This is a genomic window from Pelatocladus sp. BLCC-F211 (genome assembly GCF_041928655.1).
Lineage (GTDB): Bacteria > Cyanobacteriota > Cyanobacteriia > Cyanobacteriales > Nostocaceae > Pelatocladus.
The window spans coordinates 1-23,725 of record NZ_JBHFLM010000177.1 but is presented as its reverse complement, the minus strand read 5'-3'; the positions used below and the strand labels follow the sequence as shown (position 1 = coordinate 23,725).

The window sequence follows — 23,725 nt, the reverse complement described above, 5'->3', positions numbered from 1 at the left end:
AAAATTGAATAGTAATGGTAAATATTTACAATCAAAATAGCTTTTGTTGGGTATTTATTTTTTGTATTTTTTCGATTGAATTATTCTTTAATTCAGTTCAAGCACAAACGTTAACTCCAAATCAAGAAAGTCAACTAATTACAACAGAAGCTCAATTTTCTACAAAAATTAGAGTTAAAAAAATTATATTCAAAGGAAATACGGTATTTAGCTCCCAACAATTGCAGAAAATTGTAGCTCCTTACTTAGAAAGAGATATTTCTTTTGACGAATTGCTTGCTGCTCGCAAGGATGTCACTCAATTTTATATTGATAAAGGATATACAACATCTGGTGCTTTTATCCCTTCTAACCAATTCATCCAACCTCAAGGGGCAGTAGTTACCATCCAAATCATTGAAGGCAAGTTAGAGGATATAAAAATTTCAGGAGACAAGCATATTCGTAATTATGTTCGCTCAAAATTGCATAAAGTAGCATCAGGAGTTGTTAACACTAATCAATTAGCGAAAACTTTGCAATTGTTACAAACCGACCCTTTAATTGAAAAAATTTCTGCACAATTAAGTCAAGGCTCTCAATTAGGCAAGTCTTTTTTAGATGTTAAAGTCGAAGCACGTCCGCCATTTCGGGTTGAGGTTTTTGCAGACAACTCTCGCTCACCAGCAATCGGTAGCTTCCAGAGGGGAGTGCAATTAACACACGCTAACCTGTTTGGTCTGGGCGATAGCCTCAGCTTCGGATATCGCAACACCGATGGTAGTAATGCTTTTGAGGTTGGCTACTCTGTTCCTATTAACTCGGATGGAGGAACTATACACCTCGGATACACAACCGTTAATAGCAACGTTATCCAACGACCTTTCAATCGGTTAGATATTATTGGCGATGCCCGTGCCTACAACCTAACCTTCCGACAACCCTTGTTACTGCAAATAAATGAAAATTCCATCTCTGAATTTGCTCTGGGTATCACTGCATCAAGGCAAGAAAGCGATTCAGAGTTACTCGGTACTCCCTTTGCTTTATCAAGAGGGGCGGATGAGGCGGGGCGTACTCGCATATCCGCTCTGCGGTTTTTTCAAGAATGGTCTACTAGAGGCAATCAAGAACTTGTATTTGCGCGATCGCAGTTTAGCTTAGGCATTGGAGCATTGGATGCCACAATTAATGATTCTCCACCTGATAGTCGTTTTTTTGCTTGGCAAGGTCAAGCCGGATGGCTGCGTCGATTTGGAGACGCATCCTTATTGCTACGAGCGGATTTGCAATTAGCGGATAGACCACTGGTTCCTTTGGAGCAGTTTGGCTTGGGAGGTGCAAAAACTGTACGTGGATATCGACAAGATGCCTTCCTAACTGATAACGGTTTTTTATTTTCGGCTGAGGTGCGTATTCCAATAGTGAATGAACAAACATCTCAATTGCAGGTAATTCCTTTTTTTGATCTTGGCACAACTTGGAATAATGGCTCTCCAGATGAACTAACCAACGCTTCAGGGGAAGGAACATTGGCATCAGTCGGTCTAGGTCTACAGTACCAATTGGGAGAGCGCTTTAACGCCCGCCTCGATTGGGGAATCCCTCTAATTCCACTTGATACACCTGAATCAAACACATGGCAAGAGCAAGGATTATATTTTTCCGTCCGATACCAACCCTTTTGAAATTCTTATTACATGCTGGGCTTAGTTTGTTGCTAATAATCTCGTTTTACGGCAAAGTATTATCTGCAAACCCAGATCAAAGTGCCATTCGGCTTACCCAGAAAGGACATGAGCAACTACAGCAGGGGCAAGCGCAAGCGGCACTACAAAGTTGGTCAGCGGCTTACCAAATTTATCGCCAATCAGGTAACTCAGAAGGCATGAACGGCTCCCTGATTAACCAAAGTTTAGCCCTTCAAACTTTAGGCTTGTATCCGAGAGCTTGCCAAACTCTTACTCAAGCTTTAAAGCTGACTGAACAGATTTGTACTAGTCCTGCTCAACAGACTGCTACTGTTGAACAAGAAAAGCAATTAAGGAACGCCCTACAAAAGCAACCGATGCTAAAAGTGCAAGTCCTCGGATTACAAAATCTGGGTAATGTACTACGGTTAATTGGGAAACCAGATACTTCAGAAATTATACTTGAAAAAGCAATAGATTTTGCTAAAAGTCTTAATTTAAAATCGAACTTCAACAATCAGATTCTATTATATTTAGCCAACACAGAGCGTACTCTTTATCATGAGGCGAAAAATAAATATCTATCGACAGATGATGAGATCGGCAAGCAGAAAGCTCTTTATAGCGCGCAATCCAAATTTCAAAAAGCTTTAGAACTTTACCAACAAGTTGGTACACAATTGCCAGCACAACTAAATCAATTGAATTTGTTGCTAGAGATGCATTCCTCTCCAGAGGATTTAAATTTTGAAATTAAAGGACTAAATATTCAAGATAGTCTCAAGACATTAGTAACACAATTGCTAGCTACTCAATTTCGACAATTACCAGCAATTGAATCTATTTATGCCCAACTTAATTTTGCAATTAGCTTAAAAGAAATTAATAGTGAGCAAAAACTAAGCCAGATTGTTAATAAAGAGAATTTACTAGAAGTAGCACTATCTACTGCGCTTGACGCTTGGCAGGTGGCACAAAAAATTAATAATCAAAGGGCAGAATCTTTCGCTCTAGGAATTCTCGCCGGCATTTATAGCGATTTGGATCAAATTTCAAAGGCAGAAAATTATTTTCAAAAAGCTTTAGGCATAGCTAAATCAGTACAAGCAGCTGATATTGCTTATCAGTGGCAGCAACAATTGGGGCGCTTATATAAACAAACAGGTAACAGTACGGCGGCAACTCAGTTATATGCAGAAGCTATTGTTAGCCTTGACCAAGTTCAAAATAGCATTTTATCAGTTAATCCTGAGTTTCAATTTTCTTTTAAGTCAAAGATTGAACCTATATATCAAGAGTATTTAGAATTGCTTATATCCAAGAATAAACCTGATTTCAAACTAGCGATTCAGACAAAAGAAAAGTTGCAACTAGCTGAATTAAAGAATTTTTTACAATGCAGCCAGTTGCCAATGATTCCTAAACAGAATATTCAACCATCAACAAATTCACCGACTACTATTTATTTATTTAATTTTGGGAAGCGAGTAGATGTGATTGTCAAATCTAAGGGTTCCATCCATCAGCACATAATTGATTTAGAGTTATTTACTGATGCTTTTAATTCCTTGCTAATAAATTTACAATCAGATCGCTTTGTTGACGTAGATACACAAACTCTTGTTAATCTTTCTAAATCTCTTTATCAGTTATTGATTACACCAATCAAAAACTATTTACCAACATCAGGAACCTTGGTCTTCGTCCCAGATACCTACTTTCAGAATTTTCCTTTTGCGCTGCTGCATGATGGCAAAAAATACTTGGTAGAGTCATACAGCATTTCGATAGCTTTAAGTTCCGATTTTTCACAACCTGTAGCTTTGAGTCCAGAGTATTTAAAGCTTTTAGCAGCTGGAATTTCTCAAATCAATCCCAATCTCAAAGATCCTTTGATTCCCAAAAATTTGACTCCCTTACCAGAAGTAGAAACAGAGCTAACAAAGATTAAACAAAATGCCACTTCTACATTAGAACTACTCAATGCCGAATTTACCAGCGAGCGCTTGAAAAAACAGGTTCAAAAAACTAATTTTCCCATTCTTCACATCTCGACTCACGGACAGTTCAGTTCAGATCCAGAACAGACTTTCATTTTGGCTTGGGATAAGCCAATCAATGTAAGGGAATTTGATTTTTTATTGAGAAACAATCAAAAGGCAATTGAATTACTCGTCCTCAGTGCTTGCCAAACAGCAAAGGGAGATAAACGCTCGGCGTTAGGGATTGCTGGGGTAGCAGTGCAAGCAGGAGCCTTGAGTACGCTTGCAAGTCTATGGTTAGTTGATGCTGACTCAACCGCTCAATTGATGGGGGAATTTTATAAAGGACTGAACAATAGGCTTTCCACAGCAGAAGCACTGCGACAAGCGCAACTAACTCTTTTAAAACATCCTAAGTACAATCATCCCTATTACTGGTCGCCTTTTATACTAATAACTAGATGACCGAACCATGCAGGGGAGCAGGGGGCAAGGGGGTCTGGTTACGGGGGCGAATCTCAGAAAAAGGGGAGGCTTAAAGCAAAGTGATTTATCTGTGGGCCCATTGGATCTCCTAATAGAAGCCTCCCCTTTTTCTTTAGGGATCTCCAAATAATAAAATGCCCAGCCGTCGCTTTCGCCTAAGAGGCGAAAGCGCCTAAATTCTTGGGCTTGGCCAAAATATATTTAATACGGCGCTTGCTTTTATTACTTGGAAGTGCCTTAGCCAAATGCGTTACAGCAAGTTCAGCAAATTATGGTTGCTGTGCCAATTTTGACCGTTCTAGTCCGGTACGGGAAGCTGCTAACTCGTTGGCATTGTCTGCCGATTGAGCCAGGGCAGACGCTTCAATGTACATTTTCTCTGCATCAGCAGGCAACCCTGCTTCTAGATAGCGATCGCCCAGCAATCGATAAATAGTTGGGTTGGTCGTATTTGCATCAACTCGCGCCTTCAATACTTCAATTGCATCAGTGAGCAATTTTTGCGACATATACACGCTGTCAAGATCACGTGCTTCCTCATCCGGGGACAACTTAAGGCTTTGAATTTGCTTGATCAAACTTGTAATCTGTTGCGTCGTAGAAGATGGCAACATGTTCACGGCAGAATAACTAGCGCTAACCGGAGAATCACCTGAGTTGGCAATAATAGTTAGCTTATAGGTAGTTCCAACTGACAAAGCCTTTTCTTCTCTTGAGTAGGCAAGTTCTGTGGCCTTAACTACTTTTGACCAACTCACCCCTTCGCCTCTCCAGATGACAACGTAACTAGTTGCTCCACCAACTGGATTCCAACGTATTGATGGACGAGGGTTTAAAATTAAGCTAGAGTACGGACTAATTATTGTTGGCTCGTCAGAACCTGGATTCTTTGGTTTGGGACACTTACTCCGACTTTGTGGTGTACACTGCTGCATCCCTATTGTTTGTGGTACGCATTTATCCCCAGAATCATCAACCGCACCCTTTCCCAGTTGCAATACTTTTTGATTCTGATAGCATAAAATCTTTACTATTTTTCCACTGCTGGGGCTGAGGCGATCCCCCTTGCACAGCAAACTTCCCTTGGGGAGAGTGCGATCGCCCCCACTCAATACTCTGCCAATCGGATCGCAGTTTTGCTCCCTTGAAGTGCTTGCTAGTGTTTGCTGTTGGACTAGTAGATTGCTGTAACTTAGTAGTACAAGAAGCACTGCTGATGTATTCGCCAAAATTCTCGCAACAAACATGTGAATTCCGTCTTGGAAACTCTTGCAAGCATTATATTGCAAAAACAGCCAAAATCAGGAATAATCTCTGATTACATAAAAATTGTTTTAGCTTGAAGAAGGCAGCATCACCAAATTTTAGATAGACGTTGTAACACTTGCTGCCGCCATTGTTGAACTTCCGGCTGACTCGAATTTAATATTAAGCATGTTTCCCAAGATAACTTGGCCGAATCAAGTTCACCCAATACTTCTTGGGTTTGCGCCAGCAAACAATAACCATCTGCCCTTTGAGGATCAAGTTCTATAGATTTCTCTAAATTGTTTTTAGCTTCAACATACAGCTTCTGCTCAAAAAGCGACCAGCCCAAATTTTTGTAAAGAGCTGCTTGCATCATTGTGTCAGAAGTTTTTTGCAAACCTTGCTGCGCTAAAAGTTCAGCCTTAATATACTCACCATTTCTATTCTCTAATCTTGAAAGGTTATTGATAGCTCCCACAGATGCATTCCCACCTTTTTTTATACCTAATTGGTATTGCTGCACGGCTAGTGAGTATTTGCCTTGATCATCATAAAAGCTTCCCAAGGAGTAATGAATTTCCCAACTATTAGGCTTTAATTTCAAGGCTGAAGAATAACTACGCTCAACACATTTCAAATCGCTTAACTGCTGGCATACTAACGCTAAATTATTGTATGAGTCGGCATCTTGGGGATTGAATTTAATGGTTAATTGGTAATACTTTTTAGCTACTTCGGGGCGAGGCAGATTACGAGAAGCTTGCTCAAAATAAAAAGCAGAGATTTGGTAGGTTACACTCTTATTGAGCTTGATTGCTGTAGTAAAGTTTTTCTGAGCATCTGTAAACCGATTTTCAAACTCTGCCTTTTTACCCTGACTCAAAAAATAATTTGATAACCAAACTTTTGATACCCAAGGCAAGGACGACGTATTATAAATGCCAAAACTGCACAACAAAATTAATATAAATGCACTAAATTGAAATGGTTTTGATTTAACTATACGGTTTAGTTTCGATTGCAAAGGTAAGCGCTCTAAGCGCTGCAAGATCGCTTGAGCGTTCTGCGGGCGCTCCCCTGGAAAGGGGGCCATCATGTCGTCAAGAAGTTTTGCAAAAGGTTTATCTATGTGGGGCGCTTTATGTCTCCAGATTAGTCTTCCTGTAAATTCGTCCGTTTTGAATTTAATTACAGATATTCCTGTAACCAGATAAACAAATGTTCTACCCAAAGCATAAAAATCAGATTGGATAACAGCTTGTCCGTTTATCTGTTCTAGCGGAGAATACCCTGGTGTTCCCAAAATTGTCGTCTTGTATTTTCTCTCGCTCCCAAGTCCTGTAGAAGTTCCACCGTTAATGCCAACCTTTAATAAAAAGGTATCTGTAATTTGTCTAGCTCCTCCAAAGTCAACTAATGCTAACTTACTATTGTCCTGAACAATAATATTTTCTGGCTTGATATCTCTATGAAAAAAAGTGGAACGATGGACTGTATCAAGAATGGATACTAATTGCTTTAACCAATCAAGTGCCAATTTTTGAGATATTTTTCCATAATCTTTGAGCCATGACTCTAAGTTTTTTCCCTCAAAATATTGCATTACTAGGCAATGCAATTCTAAAGAACTATTCTCCAGAGGAAAAATAAAATAATCATCCCATGTAGAATTGGGAACGCCAGGATGATTTATAACTTGCAATGCAAGTACTTCCCTTCGCATTAGCTCAATCATCTTGGGTTCTTTCCACTTGAGTATTTTCATTACCCGTGTCTCTCTTACGGGATGCCATCGGCTACCGAGATCGTCTACTAGAAACACTTCTGTATAGCAATCTGGGTCGCGATCTAGGGGACGCAAAGGTCTAATGAGGCGAATACGTCCATTCATTAATAAAGGAGTTCCGCACGTTGCACACTGTTCAGCATCGTCAGAATTATGGCGTTGAGTACAGAACGGATTAATACAGTAACTCACAACTTTTTCTATGTACTAAAGACGAACTAATTTTAATGGGTCTGACAATATATACTTCTTTACCCCTGGCGCTAAAATGTAGCAAGCTTGAGAATTTGATGAATTTTTAATGACTTCTATTATCTGCCGTCGCACCAAATCTCCTAGTGCGTCAATCACAGTTGATTTTTCCGCACCAAAGTTTTGCACGAAGGATTTAAGTATATCCGAAATTTTTATTGGCTCGTTAGGTTTTTTGGATAATTCCTCTGCTAAATAAATCAAAATCTCCCGTTGCAGCGATTTTAAATCCCGTTGTGCAAATATTTCGTTCAGAGCCACTTCTAGTTCTTCACTAATAAAAGTAGTTTTGAATTCCCAAAAAGCATTTATATCTCCACCAAACAAATCGTAAATTTTATCTGCTACTGATTCAAGTTCCAAAGGGTTGCCTCGGTAATGTTTAATTAATTCAACTATTTGCGTTGATTCTTGCTCAACTGTCAAACCTTTATCTCGAAAAATTTGTATTCCTGCTCTGATATCTAGTCCTTCTATTTTTTTTGTAAAAATTGGACAACTTTTGGATAATATATTTATTTCAGTAAAAGATTCTCGGCTAGTTAAAATCAAGCGAATCCTATCTAATTCATCAATCAGACGCAAGAAGAATCTTATATATTCTATCCGTTGGCTATAATTACTTAGAATCGCTTCCACTCCATCCAATACCAGCAAGCAACTATGGGAGCGTAGTTGATTTATCAAACATGAAGGGCTTGGCTGGCCTTCTAGATTCAACATCCTATGCAAATTTGCTACCAAGTCCTCAAGCGATGGGCTATGGGCAACGGACTTCCAAACCAATAAATCAAATTCTTGGCTAATGTCAGCTACTACCCTTGCTACTAAGGCTGATTTCCCGATTCCTGGTTCCCCATACACAAAAACTAAACGCTTTTGGACAATTTCTGCTTTTAACTCCCTTAGTTCTGCCTCACGTCCAAAAAAGCGGGAAATTAATGGTGGTTCTCCCAATAGTCGTACAGATAGCCTTCTATCTCTTTTTTTTACAAGCTCTTGTAAACAGATACGTAGATTCTTTTTGCATACTTCATTTCCTAGTAGCTCCGACAGCAGTTTCCACAAATCAGAAGCTACTGAGTGTTGTAGGTACTTATCTTTATAAATGGATTGTTGCGCCATTTGTTCATAGGTTTCATCCCGCCATGCCCCTTTAATCACAACGATTTCAGGTTCCCGCAAATGCTTACCTTTTTTAGTAGCAAGAAGTTCATCTACTATTTTGATCGCTTCAGTTAGTATAGAATCCTCTTGTGTAAAATTCATAGCAACTACTTTTATTACTCCAATTTCAAAACTACTATACTTCATCCGTAATCTCTATATGGCCTTTCCAAATAATAAAATGCCCTTAAGGGATCTCCAGAAAATAAAAAGGAGCGTGCCCTATCAAATATATTTCGGCTCAACCCAAGGACTGGTGGGCGTTGCGCCTGGGGGCGCAACGCGAGGGCACCGACATTTTATTACTTGGAAAGGCTTAAGTCGAAGCGCGCCCCAAGGGCGAAAGCGCTGCTCATACTTGGGAAGGCGCTTGCTTTTATTACTTGGAAGTGCCTTACTTGGAGATCCCTATTCCTACACCAACGTTGATTTTTAAGAATACTAATGAGACAAGAGTTCTCTCTGTAATCTGTTACATTTCTTAATTTGGTCTTGATTGCTACCCGTTACCCAATTGTTGTATATAAAAAGAAACGCTTACAAATCTCGAACATCTCCTTCTTGCTCCTAATTGCTGTGTGGGAAGGGTTTCACAAAGGAAAACTCCAGGGTGCAGTATCTCGAATTCACGATTCGACAGGGGTTTTCATGACGGCAACTGCAAAAATAACTGAATTTAGGAGTTTTCAACAATTTGCTACTGTCGGCGAGCTTCAAAAACTCACACGGCAAGAACTACGGCAGCTGCTTTTAGAGCAAAAGTTGAAAAAAGCTTTAGAAAAAAACACACCCTTATACTTCTATGACGCCGGCCAAGCTCTGAGTGAGCTATTTAAGCAAAAGCTCTACCGTTTATCTCACTCAAGTTTTGACGAGTATTGCCTCGAAAGATTTCGCCTGGGTCGTAGCCGGGTGTACAGATACATTTACGCTGCATCTACATACGATAATTTAAAATTCTCTAATAGGGAAAATCAACAAGTTATCTTACCTACAACTGAAAGGCAAATCCGCGACCTCTATAACCTAGAACCTACACTACAGCGTGAAGTATGGCAGACTGCAATAGATTTAGCAGTAGGGCGTTCTCCCTCTAGTCGCATGGTTAAGGAAGCCCTGCTCCATGTTCTAATCAAACATGGTCAAGTGCAAAATTCCTGTTCCATAGGAGAAGTTTGTCAGATCATCGCCAAGAATAATCCCCAATTGAAAGATAAAAACGGTTGCTGGTGTATTGTTAAAGAAATTGACGCTACTACTTGCAGTTGCACAGTTGCTACTATCTATGGACTATGCAGTTTAAGCGTTGACCACCTTAAGTCGCTCAATTATTCGGACACTGAGCGATCGCAGATGCAGCTATTGTGCGTACGCTTGAACAGGCTTTATGATCGTGGCAATTTAGAAGAAGCCGCGATTAGTGTTTTGAAGCAGTTGGGTTTTATACAAAGACCTTATTTGCTTCCCTTGGAAGAAAAACTTTTGAATTTTTTAGAGCAAAGTTAATTTCTCAAAAGAAAAAGCGCACTCGATAAACGAGGCGCTATCTAATAAAAAGTACTCTCAATTTATCATGCTGACACAAACTAATTCATCAATTTCTTTAAGTATTTCTCCAGTTTCACCAGAAAGTGATATTGCTAAAGCATTCCAATTATGGTCTGAGGGCATCGAGAATATCCTAGCAGCAGGCAGGCTGTTCCAAGAAGTCAAGGCTATTACCAAGCGTAAGTTTACAAATCTTTTATCAACTGTCGGACTGGAAAAAACCCAGGTCAATAAGTTGATCAAAGCAGCTTCTGTTGCCGATGAAATTCCAACTGTGGTTGCTCAACAATTAGCATTGCATCAAATACTGCAATTGGGGCAACCGAAGAATCGAGATGCCCTTGAGGCGATCCAAAACGACGATACGCAAATCACAGTCGCCCAGAAAATCAAGGAGCATCGTAACTTACAACAGCAACACAAGCAGCCAACTAAGGCGTATACCCGCCTTAGTGAAAAAGAAGAGGCGATTCCTTTTTGTTTACTGGAGGGTTACGATTTTGAATTTCATCAGCAGCCAAATATCCAACAGCAATTGCCACAATCTGTTAAACAGACAACACTAACGGGGCGAATCGAAGAAATGGAGGCAGGCACGGGTAGCTCTAGCGACGATAAGCCAGGTCAGCAACTCGATAATACCTGCAAGGCGAATGAGATGAATCAACACCGCCAAGGATCTGACATATACGAGGAGACAGCACACACAGGTAGCAATTTGGCGAGCGCGCAAACATCTGGTGTTTCATCTAGACGTGAGTTCTCTGGGCAACCGTATCAAGAATCTATGCATTCAAAGAGTAGATCTAACTGCCAAACCATAGCCGAGGAATTGGTTGCGAATTTGCAATCCCACTCTGAATTCAACATGGCTGCAACTCAAGCAGAGGATTTACATACAGAGGTTAATAATAATATCTTAGATAGTATTCTTACTTACACCCCTGGTATATCAACAGACCGCTACAAGCAGGGTTGGAAAGTAGGAGATATAGCGATCGCTAATACAGTCAGCATGGATTTCTGTAACAAATGCAGTGGTAAACCTGTCAGGATAGATTCGGTTAAGGGGGATGTTGGCACTATCCAATTTCTCGTCGTCACCCGCTGCGATGGCAAAAGTGGCATGAGCTTTGGTAACTGGTTAGAGGAGATTCCAACCTTTCGAGACGAAACTTAAAACAAGGTCACTCACTTCGCTCGAAGTTTTGGGCAGGCTTGTGCCGACACCAATTCGTAGCTCGATATTAGTGTTAGAGTGGCTATATTTTCCAGCAATTTCTTTTATTCTCCAATGGAGGGCAATCACCGCTCCTTTTTGGAATCCTCAACGTCATGATCAACGGCTACGCACAATCATCCTGCTTATCGTGCGTTCACAGTTGTTTATCCTGTTGGGATTAGTTTCGCTCAAAGCACTGATGCTGTACTTCCTTGCCTACATTGGCCTGACTACAGTGCTACGGATAGTGGATTGCTTCCAACATACCTATGAGACATTTCCCATTGATTCACCGATTCCCAAACGCGATCGCACTTACGAGCAAGCGAATACTTTTACTACTTTGATTTCTCGGCGTTATTGGTGGTTGAACTTGCTACTGTTGAACTTTGGCTATCATAATGCTCACCATGCATTTATGAAATGTCCTTGGTACAACCTTCATGAATTAGATAAAGACTTATTCACTGGTAGAGAAAATTACTGCTTGACACTGCCACTCCTCCTCAAAAACTACCATCGCTTTCGAGTCGCTCGCCTAGTCAAAGGACAAGGGAAAGCGGTTGATGAGCAGGGTGATTTTAATTTGGATACTTTTTACGGCGCTGTAGCCGTGTCTTTTCTAGTCAAGTCTTAATTGGAATCTTATGCAAAAAAAACAAATTCCCGTTTTCGCAATCAGCGTCGGACTGGCGATTGTGTTCTTAAGCGTTTTTTTGGTTCTAGATTTTTCCCTGTCTGTAAGCTTCTGTCGTCTCAAAAAGAGGCTACAAGGAGACAGCAGTCCCACTTTTATGCAAGTTTATCCACCTACGCACAACAAGTGTATTTAACAAGCCAGCAGGTGTACATTAATTATTAAATGGACAGGCGTTGCCGTGATGCAACTACATATGTTGCTAAAAAGCTCATAGTCCAAAGCGCTGCACCCAATCCGGGGCAATCGCTAGCAACTGACCAAATTTATCTGGGTAAGCCGATTCAAACTCAAATATCACACCCCAACGCTCATCGAGAGTTAGTCCACTGAGTAGTTCTAGTACTGTTTCAACTCCGTATTGCAGTCCTTCAGCCACAAGAGTTGCAAACCCTTTGATCAACTCCAGCCAAGATTTTGACTGTTGGGAATTGGTGTCCACATCCCCCCTAAAATGTTCTCCATTTAAATTAGGGGGGGATGTGGACACGGAAGAAGAGGCAGGGGGAGCAGGGGAGGCAGGGGAGGCAAGGGAAGCTTCTGAAGCAGGAGAGGAAAAAAATAATTGTCCATTAACTCTTTCTTCCTCTGCTCCCTCTGCTTCCCCTGCTCCCTCTATACCGTACTGTGCGGCAATTGTAGCTTCTCGCCTGGACTGAGCCTGCTGTTCTAGTTGGCGTTTGCGCTCGTTTTGTTCTCGATTGAATTGACGGTAGGCTAATACTTGTTGGGCGAAAGCTAAATCCAGAGGATTTAGCGTATAATAACTCACTCGATTTGAGCGTGAACCAAGCCGCTTGCGAACAGTAGATAGCCCCAACTGCTCCAAGTACTTCCCTAAAATCCACATCGGGGATTTATCGGAGGGGATAGTAAGATTCAATATCGCTTTAATGTGAGGCGACAAGTCATTAGAACGCTCTGCTATTGCTTGCATTCTTGGTTCATCGCCTCTTAGCTGTTGACCAGCAAACAAGTCAATTAGTACTTCCCTTAGCCCTAGCCGATAACGCATCAGCCAATTAGTAGAGTGGTTCGCCCAATCACTACAAATAGTTAATCTCTCTCGTTCAGAGATATCACGTTGTGCAACCATTGGTGGTGGAGTAGGAAACAATCGTCCCTGTGAGTCTGCGATCGCTTCTCCTGGTTGGGCTAAAATGGCTTCCAGGGCGACCAGCTTGCGGATTAGTCGCCCCCCATCATCTTTTTTTACCAGTTCTGGTGTGACTTCCATTCCATAGGCGTCTCTAATGCGGAATTTTTCACACTCATAATTTTCTTCTGGTTTCAGGTAGTCCTGGTGTTGCCTAATTTCGTAGGTCAAGCGATCAATATCTAGTGCATTGGCAACTTTGGTACAATGGAATGTATCGATTGCAACAGAAGCTGCCTTCATCCACACCGCAGCGTCCTCATCTACCCCATCCCCCATTGGGATTATGGTATTCCCCATCTGTTCTAACAGCGATCGCAAGTCAGTTCTTAGATTATTAATAGACCAATTTCTTTGGGCTTCGATTTGACAGCTGGCATCTAACGCCCAATCTTTTTCTGCTCCCCGTTTACCAGTTTCTCTGTCGATGCGGAGCAAAAAAGCGGTCATCTCATTTTTTTGGAGAATTTTTTCTTTAATCCGTCTAGCATTGGTTTCGACGTAGCCAAATGGAGGGCGTGGAGCTACCCAAATATGCATTGGTAGATGATCACGAACACGCCATAACATCTGGGCGCATTCGGTTGCCGATTGGGACACAGCATGAAATACTCCAAAAATTACGTTAAAATGTTTCGCACTGATGTCAACTCCTGTTCCTAAACTAGGAGTGGTAAAGAGCGCATCAACATTTTGGATTGCAGTGTTGATTTCTTTTATAAATATGACATTCTCTTCGCTGCCAGAATTTTCTGAGTGAATTGCCCAGATCCTCAGTCTGCGATCGCCTTCTGGTTCTGGGGCTTCTTCTAGAGTAGGGGAGGCAAGGGAAGCAGGGGAAGCAGGGGAGGCAGGGGAGGAAAAAAATAATTGTCCATTAACTCTTTCTTCCTCTGCTCCCTCTGCTCCCTCTGCTCCCCCTGCTCCCTCTGCTTCCCCCGCTCCCCCTGCATCCAATAGCGTTCGCTCAAGCTTCTTAATAAACCGCTTACTATCAGATGCGACATAGCATTTTTGTCCTGACATGACTGCGGCGTGAATCTGTGCGACCAGGGCGCTGCTGTTTTGACCCTCATACCAGTAAACTTGGCGTCCTGAAGATTTCCACTCATTTAAAATAATGTAGGGTTTCTCGCCCTCTCTCCGCATCGCCCGGAAAAAGTCAATCGTTATGTCGTCCAGGTGGGCATCTGCCAGCACTACCAAAGAAGCCTGATAAACTAGAGATTCTAAAACTTCTAAAATCAGAGCGCGATGCTGTTTACAAGTTTTCGATTTCAGCAGATGGGCTACATATTGGCAGGCTTCATCTATAAATATGCAATCATATTTTTGCAAATCGCTAGCCATTTTGTAGAGAGAATCGACAGTAATGCTCAGAGCATCAGCGGAACTTAACTTTCCACATGTGATCTGAGAATACATCTGTGTAGTTAGCCGCTCACTCAAGTTTTTGAGCAAGTTGACCCGATGCCCGTTGTTTAAAAATCGCAGTTGTGGGTGCTGTTTTCGCCACCGTGCTAAAAATTCGGTTTTTCCCGTACCCATATCAGAAAGCAAACATACCAGTCCTGTTGAGGGGAGTTTTTTGATGGCATCTGTGAGAAAGCGACTGTTGACCTTAATATCAGGTTTATATTTGCGTAGTCCTCTGTTTTGATTGAGAAAAAATGATTTTTGATATTCAGCGAGCGTGAAAGTATCATCAATCAGCGTAGCCACAGCAGAAGAGGCAAGGGAGCAGGGAGCGGGGTGCAGGGGGATAGATTCTCCCCCATGCCCCCTACCCCCTGCCCCCTTGCCTCTTTTGCCTAGTGCTACAACCCAATCATCAATCCCTTTTTCTGGCCCGGGCAGTTGTGCAACTTCACAGGTGCAACCAACTGCTTCAATTGCCTTGCCTGTACGAACGATCGCACTGTAAACTGACCAACGGGTCTTTGGTTTTGTTTCGTAGTCGAACAGGATGATAAACTTTCGTCCCGGTTGCGCCAGTGGCATTAAGTCAGGATGCAGGCGTTCATCGAAGTCCTTTTTCCCAACTCGCCCATTCCAAATTCCAGGTAAGGCGATCGCTACATATCCTAGACTTAGTAAACAAGCGGCTTTCTTTTCGCCTTCACAAATTATTACGGGGATTTCTGGATGTAACTGCACCCATTCCCAGAATAAGCGTGGATGCAATCTATCAAATAGACGCAGCGCCAGGGGAGAAAGATAGCGCTTGATGTTGTACTTTTGGGCAACTTTCTTCCATAAGTGTTCTGGGACATTAAAATAGGTGACGCGGTTGGGGGTCTTAGGTGGAGATTCGTATTTGATGGGTTTTGCATTACCCCCGACAATATTGGTACCAAACAGACCCTTATTGTCTTTTTCAAAGTCAATCCGGGGATTATCAGGCTTCAACCGTCCCCATTCCATTATGTCCCAGTTGTTAAGTGGATCTAGTCCGCTTACCCACCATCCCCCAAATTCGATGTGGGCATATTTTCTTAAATAGTAGTCTCGCAGTCGTCCATCATTACGTCTTGCTGTCTGGTCTAGGGCATAAAGTAAATATTCATAAACTTCCTGACCAATCACAGAACGAACATTTAATTGTGCAAGCTGATTGTCAACTGCTGAACCTATAACCCATTCCTGCCAATGTTTTTGGATTAATGGGTTAAACACATTGTTTTCGCTGGTGTAGTCCATTTTTGTAACTCCGATGTGTGTTCATCGGGGCTACTCACAATCTCCAGCAATACTAGCGCTGTAACGCCTTCAAGTACTACGGCATTAGTTGACTTCGTAGCAGTTGTTTGGAAAGGGGGTAAAGGATGTATTTTCCCTTTCTCTCAACTTCTGCCAAAAACTAGATTTTTCTGAAATCTTTGGGATCTCGTAGTAAAGGTTTTAGTCATTTCATGCCACTTGATTACAGTACGAACTAGCTTTGCCTGGATCACACAGACATTGTTAAATTAAATTTGGTTAGATTTAGTGGTTGGTTGCTTGAGTAGCAAACCATGTGCTTGGCGATTGCCAGTCTTGTGTCTGCCTGTGAGTAGCCAGCCGATTTCTTTTTACAGGGCAGTGATTTAAGGGATCTCCAAAAAATAAAAGCAAACGCCGTATTAAAAATATTTTGGTCAAACCCAAGGATTTAGGGGCTTTCGCCTTTCTGCCCGTAGCAACGGCGCTTGCTTTTATTTCGAGGATTGGCCTAAGTCCTTTCTCACAATCAGGGTAGACAAGAAATTGTAGAGCTAGACACTTTTTCAAAATTGAGCAAATTTTTTGAAAAAAAAGTCTGTTCTTCCCTTGCCCTTGTATGTTAATATTGCGTACAAAGGCAATGAAAAACGGGCAAAAGCATTATCGCTGTTGCCAAACTCTGTATTGTCTTCAAAAAGAAGGCAAGATTGCTTGCAGTGGCTGAGTCGTGAGATGCCGCTAGTCCCATACAGTTCGTTGGTTTTAACCGCCAAGTCTCTGCCAACACTGTTGTCTAACGGCTCGCCTCCCCATTCTGACTAGCTAAATAATGTTTTCTTTTTTACCTCCTTGTAGTTAACCTGCTTTATGTTTGCAGAGATACTGGGATCAGGTTAGCATTTTTTGGCTATTTTTAAAAGAGATATTGCTGAATATTTTTTGCATAAATTTTGCTAACTTATACAAACTTATTTTCAAATTGACAAAATCCTTGTCTGGTTTAGGTTGAGCACGTTTATTTCTAATACAAAAAAACACCAAAAATCTCCCCCATTATCTCAATAAAAGGGAATTCATCTTAGAAATTATTGCTTTGTGACAAATCAAAAGTTAAAAGTTGACCAGTAGGCTTCAATCAAAGTTTTAAAGCTTTCTTGAGGTAGATGTCTTACTTTAACTTTCTATTTGCCTAGTATAAACCAAACAACACTTGGGCGAACAAGTAATTAGGTGAACGACATCACCCACAAGCCTGCCCTATTTCTTTAGGCAAATTCCAAACCTCTTTTTCCCGAGCCAATATCCAAAGGCCAATCCTCGAAATAAAAGCAAGCGCCGTATTAAAAAATATTTTGGCGCCTTCCCACCTTCGAGCGCGCTTTCGCCTCTTGGGCGCGCTTCGACGGTAGGGCATTTTATTTTTTGGAGATCCCTTAATGCGTCATTTCCAAACTCTGATCAGCGCCAATTAGAGTGACGTGATGACTGTATAAAAATCATCAGTTGTGATTGCTATATGTGTCACCCTATCTGATAAAATCGAGTGCAAGATAATCTTGATCTCTTTGCACTCATGGAGGTACGCTCACAATTGTCAACGCCTGATGTCACAAGCTATGATACAGATCATCGCCTGATTGAAATTTGGTTGCACGGTTTGTCCGGTGATACACAACGGGGGTACAAACGTTGCGTAAGTGAGTTTCTGTGTTGGGTAAAAAAACCACTCGATAGTGTCACTTTAGCTGACCTTCAAAACTGGCAGGATACCTTTTTTGGCTATGCCCCCCACACACAAAGGTTAAAGATGGCTGCGGTTAGGTCACTGTTGAGTTTTGGTCATAAAATTGGTATGTTGCCGACAAATGTGAGTATGGGTTTAAGGCAGCCAAAAATTAAGGATACTCTTAATGAACGCATCCTATCTGAAGAAGAGGTGGCTGCGATGATTTCAGCACAGAAAAATCCCAGAAATCAGGCGATATTGCTGTTGCTGTATACTGGTGGCTTGCGGGTGAATGAATTATGCGCCTTGCGTTGGAAGGATTTATCTGCAAGAAAACCAGGTGGACAAATAACAATCTTCGGCAAAGGTGGAAAAACCAGAATCGTGCTTCTGCCGGAGCCTGTTTGGAAAAAGTTGTGTAAGTTGAAAAATAATGCTGTTGGGTCAGACCCTGTGTTTGTGTCCAGGGAAAAAGATTCTCTTGGCAGAACTCTTGACCAATCTCAAGTAAATCGAATTGTGGCGGCTGCGGCACTAGCTGCGGGTATTGACAAAAAAGTGTCTCCCCATTGGTTGAGACATGCTCATGCAACCCATTCTCTCAATCGAGGTGCGCCATTGCATTTAGTGCAGAATACCCTTGGTCATAGTTCTGTGGCAACCACCAGTAGATATCTTCATGCTCGCCCTGATGATTCCAGCGCCTTGTACCTGAACGTACAAACTAAAACCACTTTTGATACCACAAGTCAAGCAATTGATGCTAGACAAAACAAACAGCCAAAACAACCTCGTACTCAGAAAGTGCAGGCGACCCCATCGAATCTAAAATGCCCAAACTGCAAATCAAAGAAACTTCAAAAAAATGGTTTTCAGGTATTAGCTGATGGGTTTAAGCACCAACGTTTTCGATGTCAAAACTGTGACTATGTGTTTACTCCCCTTTTATCAATTCCGAATTAAAAGTTGGAAATGAAGCGGAGGCTGATAGTATTACTCATTCTTCACTGCGACCGTTGCCATTACGGGGTTCATAGCGTAGGTAACGCCAGATTTCACGTATCTCAGAAAGACACGCTTGGCGATCACGTTCTGACTGTATCGCTTGTTGTGCTACAAGTTGTATTGTTTCTGTCGTGGATGTGGTTAGTACTTCGATACTCCGCTCTATCCGCGATAGTGTTTCTTGTTGGCGATTGACAGAATTTTCTAACCTACTAAGAACTTCATCATAGCGATCAAGCTGTTGTTGCTGCCTCTGGGCTTGCCTAGTGCTAAATTCGGCTAGTTCACGGTGTGCGAGCGCTAATTCATTAAGGATTTGGCTATGGACTGCTTGCGTGGCTTCAATGCGGTCTAGTCGATTGGGTTGGTTTTGGGTCACAGCTTTCTCCTTTTAAAAATGAGGCAACCTTGGACAGCGCTCTTAAAAGCGCTGTCCTACCACCCAGATAAATCACGAGGCTTGTCGAATAATTTAAAAAAGCGAAAAGTGCGGTCTTGAGGGTTTCCCTCAAAGAGTACCTTTTCAAGACAGGTTGCCTCATTTTTAAATTCATGCTCATCGAAAGTCATTTGTTTTCTTCACCTGAAAAGCGACTGGCATACTTGTTTTCTTTAATGTATTACCAACTTATATTATTTTTGCGCGAGTTTGTAAGCGTTGTGGCGCAATTGGTACTTGGCATGGATTTGATTAAGAGTAATTGCCATATTATGGATGAGTGCGTCAGTTGCTTTTCGAGTTGTGTTGGTTGAGGACAATCGTTTAAATAGTAAGTAATCTTGATCTGAGTAGACGATTTTGGAAGGAATTACTTTCGGTGGAAACTAAAGAAATTTTTGTCAAAGCCCACACACGCACCATTAAGCAAAAAATTTATCGCTTCGTTTGCAAAGAATGTAATCGGGTGAGTGAGCGCATATGCTATCCCTGTTTACCCCTGTATTGCTCTAGCTGCCGACCAGCCAAACCCAAAAGCACAAAGCCTGATAAAGTGATTGCAGCCTTGAAGAAGAAACGAAAGCCTCCTACAAAGAAACACTCAAAGTCAGCAACAGCATAGCATCAAAGCAGAAGAAGTCGGCAAAGTAGTTTGGTGTTGATGTTTGCTGCTATCGGGGGAGAAAAATCTATTGACCTATTTGATTTATGCTTTTAAATTCGTCTAAGTAGGGAGAAGTAATAAAGTTGTATGTCCATGAGTACTGACATGGTTCGGGTTTATTTACAAGAAATAGCCCAGTTTCCCTTGTTAACAGCAGAGCAAGAAATTGCTTATGCAACAGAAGTACAACTTCTTATTGCCATTGAGCAGCACGAACTTACTCTAGCTCAACAATTGCGTCGGCAACCAACGCGCTTAGAATTAGCGAATTTCGTAAACAAAAGCGAAACTGAAATCACTCAGATATTAGAGCAAGGGAAACTCGCTAAACAAAAGATGGTAACAGCTAACCTACGATTGGTAGTTTCGATCGCCAAAAAGTATCAGCACCGGAATTTGGAGTTTTTAGATTTGATTCAAGAAGGGGCAATAGGTTTACAACGAGGCGTGGAGAAGTTCGACCCTAATCGTGGCTATAAGTTTTCAACATATGCATATTGGTGGATTAGTCAAGCAATCACAAGAGCAGTTGCCGAGAAATCCCGCACAGTCAGGCTGCCGGTTCATATTACTGAAAAACTCAATCAAATAAAGAAGGTACAGCTGCAATTATCTCAAACACTGGGTCGTCGTCCCACGCTCACAGAAGTTGCACAGAAATTAGATTTAAAGCCAAGCCAAATTCGAGAATATCTTAGTCTTGCTCGTAGAACAGCTTCTTTGGATATGAAAGTGGCTCCAGATCAAGACACACAATTAAGTGAACTTTTGGCGAGTGAGGGCATCTCACCTGACGAGCAAATCACTCAACAACTGTTGTACCAGGATTTAACTAATTTGTTGGCATCGCTTAAACCGATGCAGCGTCAAGTATTAATTTTGCGTTTTGGACTGTTAGGTCAGCAAGAACTATCTTGCGCCGAAATTGCTCAGAAGCTGAATATCAGTAAAGCGCGAGTTCGTCAAATACAGGAGCAAGCAATAAAAATTCTGCGCCGTACTCAATCAGATATTGGACAGTATTTGTCTTCTTAAAAATGCGATCATGCGAGAGTTTGATTAGCTACAACGTGGACTGCACCAGAGTTCACATGCGTTATAGCAAGCTATTAGAAAAAAGAATATTAGGGCTAAGTTGGTCTAGATAATATTAGGAACAAGTAATTGTTAAGGTGTGTGATATTTATGATTGGCAGGCTTTGTATGTAGTGATAGGATGAATGAAATCTTGAGCCAATAGATTCATAACAAATGATACGCACTAAGCCTGGACAAAAGATTGCTTTGGAAAAAGTAGAAGCGACTTTAGCACAGTTAGAGAAATTAGAACAAAAGGCAAAAGAAGATTTATCACTGCGAGAAAGTATTTATTTTCTGCGTGAGCAACTGCAATCGGCATTGAAGAAAGGGTATAGTTATAAAGATTTATCTGAAATACTTGCACAACAAGAAATTAGTATTTCAGAAGCGACTCTCAAACAATACTTAAGGGAGATTGAGAAGGAAAAACGCTTAAGGAAGCAACGGACAAAGTCAAAACAAGTGAAGTCTGCTTCAAAAATTAAGCAGACAGAAGTTAAACAGACAGATGAAAAAAATAATGAGAATTTACAACCTTCCTCAGTAACATCAACAGAAAGTCTGTCTACGGAATCTCCTCAAAAGCCTGATGGTGGTAGTGGTGAGGATGCCAAACAAACTCAAGACTTACAATCACATACACCCAAAAGTGAGTCAACACAGCCAGTTGCTGAATCTACAGCAGTCAATCAAACAAAAGCTAGCAAAACTACTAAGCGACAAACTCGCAAAACCTCTAGGTCAAACGTCAATTGATGGCGAGAGCATGTATCACTGTGTTGAGGTGGATTCATGCAGTATGTCTGGTTCGCTCATCTATGTAACACTCTAGGTCTAGTCGTGCTTGCGGAACTGGCAAATTCAGTTGCATCTTCCCAATTGGTGAATCGAGCATATAGTACCGCATTACCTCGCTTGACATCGAAACAGCACTCAGTTTTATAAACCTTTTGTGATAAATACTCTTGAATTTTCTTAACACTTACGGGGCTGAAGATATATTTATTCTCGCAAAATCCTTCCACGCAATCGGCAGTAACAACAAATTTATATTTGCCCCTAGATTTGATAAATATGTCAACCCAATTTTTGTTATTCTGGCGGATGCTCTTGCGATATTTAGCCATCTTTTGTAGATAGGCAGTAGCGTGTTTTTTGGATTTTGCCTGATTGAGATTGCATCCAAAAATCGTTGCACCTGCATCTGCCATTTCGCGTTCTGTGACCAGCAAAATATATTTATTCGGTGAGGCGTAATTCATCAATGCCATCTCCAATAATTTGCGGGCTGATAGACTATCGTTTTTAGTATAAAACAACATTATGGGCGCTCGTTATCCTTTTCTTACCCTGAGTTGGGTAGCTTTGAACCTATGGGATGGGAACGAGTGAGAAACGGGAGCCACCAGTTGAGAGCGATCACTGTGCGATTGGGGATATCGAAAAATGTTTGCCGACCATTGGTCGGCAAATCACAATGCCGAGCAACTGTATTTGTCCGTATAGGTGCGGACTTTTGTGCTTGTGTGCTGTGTAAACTTCTTCAGCACAGTCAGTTAGTGGTAAAGTTGTTTGTGGTCGGATAGTCAAAGACATTGTAGACAGAATTCGACAAACAACTCCTATCGCTAACCGGCAAAGCGATCATCAACAACGAGTGCAAAAAAACTTCTTAAAGTGATCAAACTCATGAATTTCAAAGCTTATCAAAGCACCTTTGAGGAGAAACTGAGCGCAATCATAGGATTAGTGATTGGACTAGTTTTGATAGGGAGTGGTTTTGTGGTACAAAAACAAGTGGCATATGAGCGTGAAGCGCTAACAGAAACACGGGGAACGGTGGTTGATATCATCCGTCGTCGTGAACGCGATAGTCAGGATAAACAAACAGAAACTTATGCGCCAGTAATTGAGTTTGTAGCCAACGGTGAACGGACTCGTATTACAGGTAGTTATGGGTCTTCGCGCCTGAGCAACGGCAAAATATTGACTGTGCGCTACGACCCTAAGCAACCGAAAACTACCGCGCGTGTAGTGAATCAGTTTGAAGGGTTGGTATCTTGGATAGTGTTTGGTATGGGTGGGTTAGTTGTAGTCTCTAGTGTGAGTAAGGTGCTGCCTGTACGCTGGTCTTCATCTGGGCAAAGCAAGCGTAGTTGATATCTGTATATTTGGTAATCGCAATTTCAGTAAATAGTCAGACAAAATTGGGTATATTGGAAAACAGCAGACTCAGGCATCCAGCCTCATTACTGCCAGCAGGAGCGATCGCTTATCACCTGTTGTCATTGCCTAGAATAGCTGTATTGAGTCATCGATGAGGATTGCGATCGCCACTTCAAGTGTTTGAGATTATGATTGACTTATTTGTTTTGGTGGTAGACGATATCGAAGCAAATGTCGCAAATCAAAATAGATGAAGTTATTTGTGTTGGGGGCAGTATCTTAATAGTTTTTTACACGCCTGGGCAATGCTGGCAGTTTCGGATGATCAGCCGCACAGGTGGAATATTTGGTGAGCAGAAGATTTATTACACGTCTTCGGCAGCATTGCAAACTGGGCTAAATTTGCTCAAGGATGAATGCTGAAGTGATTGAGTAGTTACCCAAGCTCTTTTTGGGATCTCGGTGAAAATAAAATGTCGGTGTCCACGTGGGAACGCGAGGGCACCGACATTTTCCGCCCGAGGATTGGCCTAATCCCTCTTTTGTTACTTTAGGTAAAGAAAAAATAGAGAGAAGATTAACTAGCATACGATAAATTCTAGTTTTAGCTGCTCTAATACCTTGATTACATCTCCACTCTCTCCATACAAGCTATCTGCTAATACCAACTTAATGTTAAAATCCCACTCTTGTAACTCTTGTATTATTTCCACCGCTAGTTGTGGTTT

Annotated in this window: 17 protein-coding genes; 10 read left to right on the top strand and 7 right to left on the bottom strand. The window is 41.5% G+C overall.

Annotation, left to right across the window (positions count from 1 at the left end; translation table 11 throughout):
* Positions 1–14: 14 nt before the first annotated feature.
* Together ACE1AT_RS21750 and ACE1AT_RS21745 are read left to right on the top strand one after the other, a co-directional pair.
* On the top strand, positions 15–1,667 hold the full coding sequence (locus ACE1AT_RS21750; protein WP_374872104.1) for a ShlB/FhaC/HecB family hemolysin secretion/activation protein: 1,653 nt from the start codon (positions 15–17) through the stop codon (positions 1,665–1,667).
* Between the two features lie 26 nt (positions 1,668–1,693).
* Complete coding sequence (locus ACE1AT_RS21745; RefSeq protein ID WP_374872102.1) at positions 1,694–4,117, top strand: CHAT domain-containing protein; 2,424 nt, start codon at positions 1,694–1,696, stop codon at positions 4,115–4,117.
* 290 nt (positions 4,118–4,407) lie between these two features.
* Here ACE1AT_RS21745 and ACE1AT_RS21740 read toward each other — a convergent pair whose 3' ends face one another.
* The 3 genes from ACE1AT_RS21740 to ACE1AT_RS21730 form a co-directional block, all read right to left on the bottom strand.
* Positions 4,408–5,385 carry a tetratricopeptide repeat protein gene (locus ACE1AT_RS21740; RefSeq protein WP_374872100.1) on the bottom strand — a complete coding sequence of 326 codons (978 nt, stop codon included), beginning with the start codon at positions 5,383–5,385 and terminating at the stop codon, positions 4,408–4,410.
* Between the two features lie 107 nt (positions 5,386–5,492).
* Positions 5,493–7,364: a 4-Cys prefix domain-containing protein gene (locus ACE1AT_RS21735; RefSeq protein WP_374872098.1), complete on the bottom strand. Its 1,872-nt coding sequence runs from the start codon at positions 7,362–7,364 to the stop codon at positions 5,493–5,495.
* 15 nt (positions 7,365–7,379) lie between these two features.
* On the bottom strand, positions 7,380–8,693 hold the full coding sequence (locus ACE1AT_RS21730; protein ID WP_374872096.1) for an NB-ARC domain-containing protein: 1,314 nt from the start codon (positions 8,691–8,693) through the stop codon (positions 7,380–7,382).
* Between the two features lie 546 nt (positions 8,694–9,239).
* On the opposite strand from ACE1AT_RS21730, the gene ACE1AT_RS21725 reads away from it, so the two are divergent.
* The 3 genes from ACE1AT_RS21725 (at position 9,240) to ACE1AT_RS21715 (ending at position 11,998) form a co-directional block, all read left to right on the top strand.
* Positions 9,240–10,097, top strand: a complete 858-nt coding sequence (locus ACE1AT_RS21725) for a hypothetical protein (RefSeq protein WP_374872094.1) — start codon at positions 9,240–9,242, stop codon at positions 10,095–10,097.
* 67 nt (positions 10,098–10,164) lie between these two features.
* A complete protein-coding gene (locus tag ACE1AT_RS21720; RefSeq protein ID WP_374872092.1) occupies positions 10,165–11,319 on the top strand; it encodes a hypothetical protein in 1,155 nt (384 codons plus the stop codon).
* Between the two features lie 40 nt (positions 11,320–11,359).
* Positions 11,360–11,998 (top strand): fatty acid desaturase, encoded by a 639-nt coding sequence (locus tag ACE1AT_RS21715; protein WP_374872090.1) that lies wholly within the window; start codon positions 11,360–11,362, stop codon positions 11,996–11,998.
* Between the two features lie 271 nt (positions 11,999–12,269).
* Here the strand turns inward: ACE1AT_RS21715 and ACE1AT_RS21710 are convergent, their stop codons facing one another.
* Positions 12,270–15,914: a DUF3854 domain-containing protein gene (locus ACE1AT_RS21710; RefSeq protein WP_374872089.1), complete on the bottom strand. Its 3,645-nt coding sequence runs from the start codon at positions 15,912–15,914 to the stop codon at positions 12,270–12,272.
* A 1,546-nt stretch (positions 15,915–17,460) separates the two neighbouring features.
* Here ACE1AT_RS21710 and ACE1AT_RS21705 point away from each other — a divergent pair.
* Entirely contained in the window at positions 17,461–18,606 is a 1,146-nt protein-coding gene (locus ACE1AT_RS21705; protein ID WP_374872087.1) for a tyrosine-type recombinase/integrase, read from the top strand.
* 34 nt (positions 18,607–18,640) lie between these two features.
* Here ACE1AT_RS21705 and ACE1AT_RS21700 read toward each other — a convergent pair whose 3' ends face one another.
* Positions 18,641–19,027 (bottom strand): hypothetical protein, encoded by a 387-nt coding sequence (locus tag ACE1AT_RS21700; protein ID WP_374872085.1) that lies wholly within the window; start codon positions 19,025–19,027, stop codon positions 18,641–18,643.
* Between the two features lie 817 nt (positions 19,028–19,844).
* Here ACE1AT_RS21700 and ACE1AT_RS21695 point away from each other — a divergent pair.
* Both ACE1AT_RS21695 and ACE1AT_RS21690 read left to right on the top strand, forming a co-directional pair.
* Positions 19,845–20,786, top strand: a complete 942-nt coding sequence (locus ACE1AT_RS21695) for an RpoD/SigA family RNA polymerase sigma factor (protein ID WP_374872190.1) — start codon at positions 19,845–19,847, stop codon at positions 20,784–20,786.
* Positions 20,787–21,002: 216 nt separating this feature from the next.
* Positions 21,003–21,587: a hypothetical protein gene (locus ACE1AT_RS21690; RefSeq protein ID WP_374872083.1), complete on the top strand. Its 585-nt coding sequence runs from the start codon at positions 21,003–21,005 to the stop codon at positions 21,585–21,587.
* 56 nt (positions 21,588–21,643) lie between these two features.
* On the opposite strand, the gene ACE1AT_RS21685 is transcribed toward ACE1AT_RS21690, so the two are convergent.
* Positions 21,644–22,153 (bottom strand): hypothetical protein, encoded by a 510-nt coding sequence (locus ACE1AT_RS21685; protein WP_374872081.1) that lies wholly within the window; start codon positions 22,151–22,153, stop codon positions 21,644–21,646.
* A 367-nt stretch (positions 22,154–22,520) separates the two neighbouring features.
* Between ACE1AT_RS21685 and ACE1AT_RS21680 the strand changes: the two genes are divergently transcribed.
* Both ACE1AT_RS21680 and ACE1AT_RS21675 read left to right on the top strand, forming a co-directional pair.
* Positions 22,521–22,991 (top strand): DUF3592 domain-containing protein, encoded by a 471-nt coding sequence (locus tag ACE1AT_RS21680; protein WP_374872079.1) that lies wholly within the window; start codon positions 22,521–22,523, stop codon positions 22,989–22,991.
* A 237-nt stretch (positions 22,992–23,228) separates the two neighbouring features.
* A complete protein-coding gene (locus ACE1AT_RS21675; RefSeq protein ID WP_374872077.1) occupies positions 23,229–23,420 on the top strand; it encodes a hypothetical protein in 192 nt (63 codons plus the stop codon).
* A 158-nt stretch (positions 23,421–23,578) separates the two neighbouring features.
* Here ACE1AT_RS21675 and ACE1AT_RS21670 read toward each other — a convergent pair.
* Positions 23,579–23,725 (bottom strand): transposase (locus ACE1AT_RS21670; protein WP_374872188.1); only part of this gene is annotated, 147 nt, incomplete at its 5' end.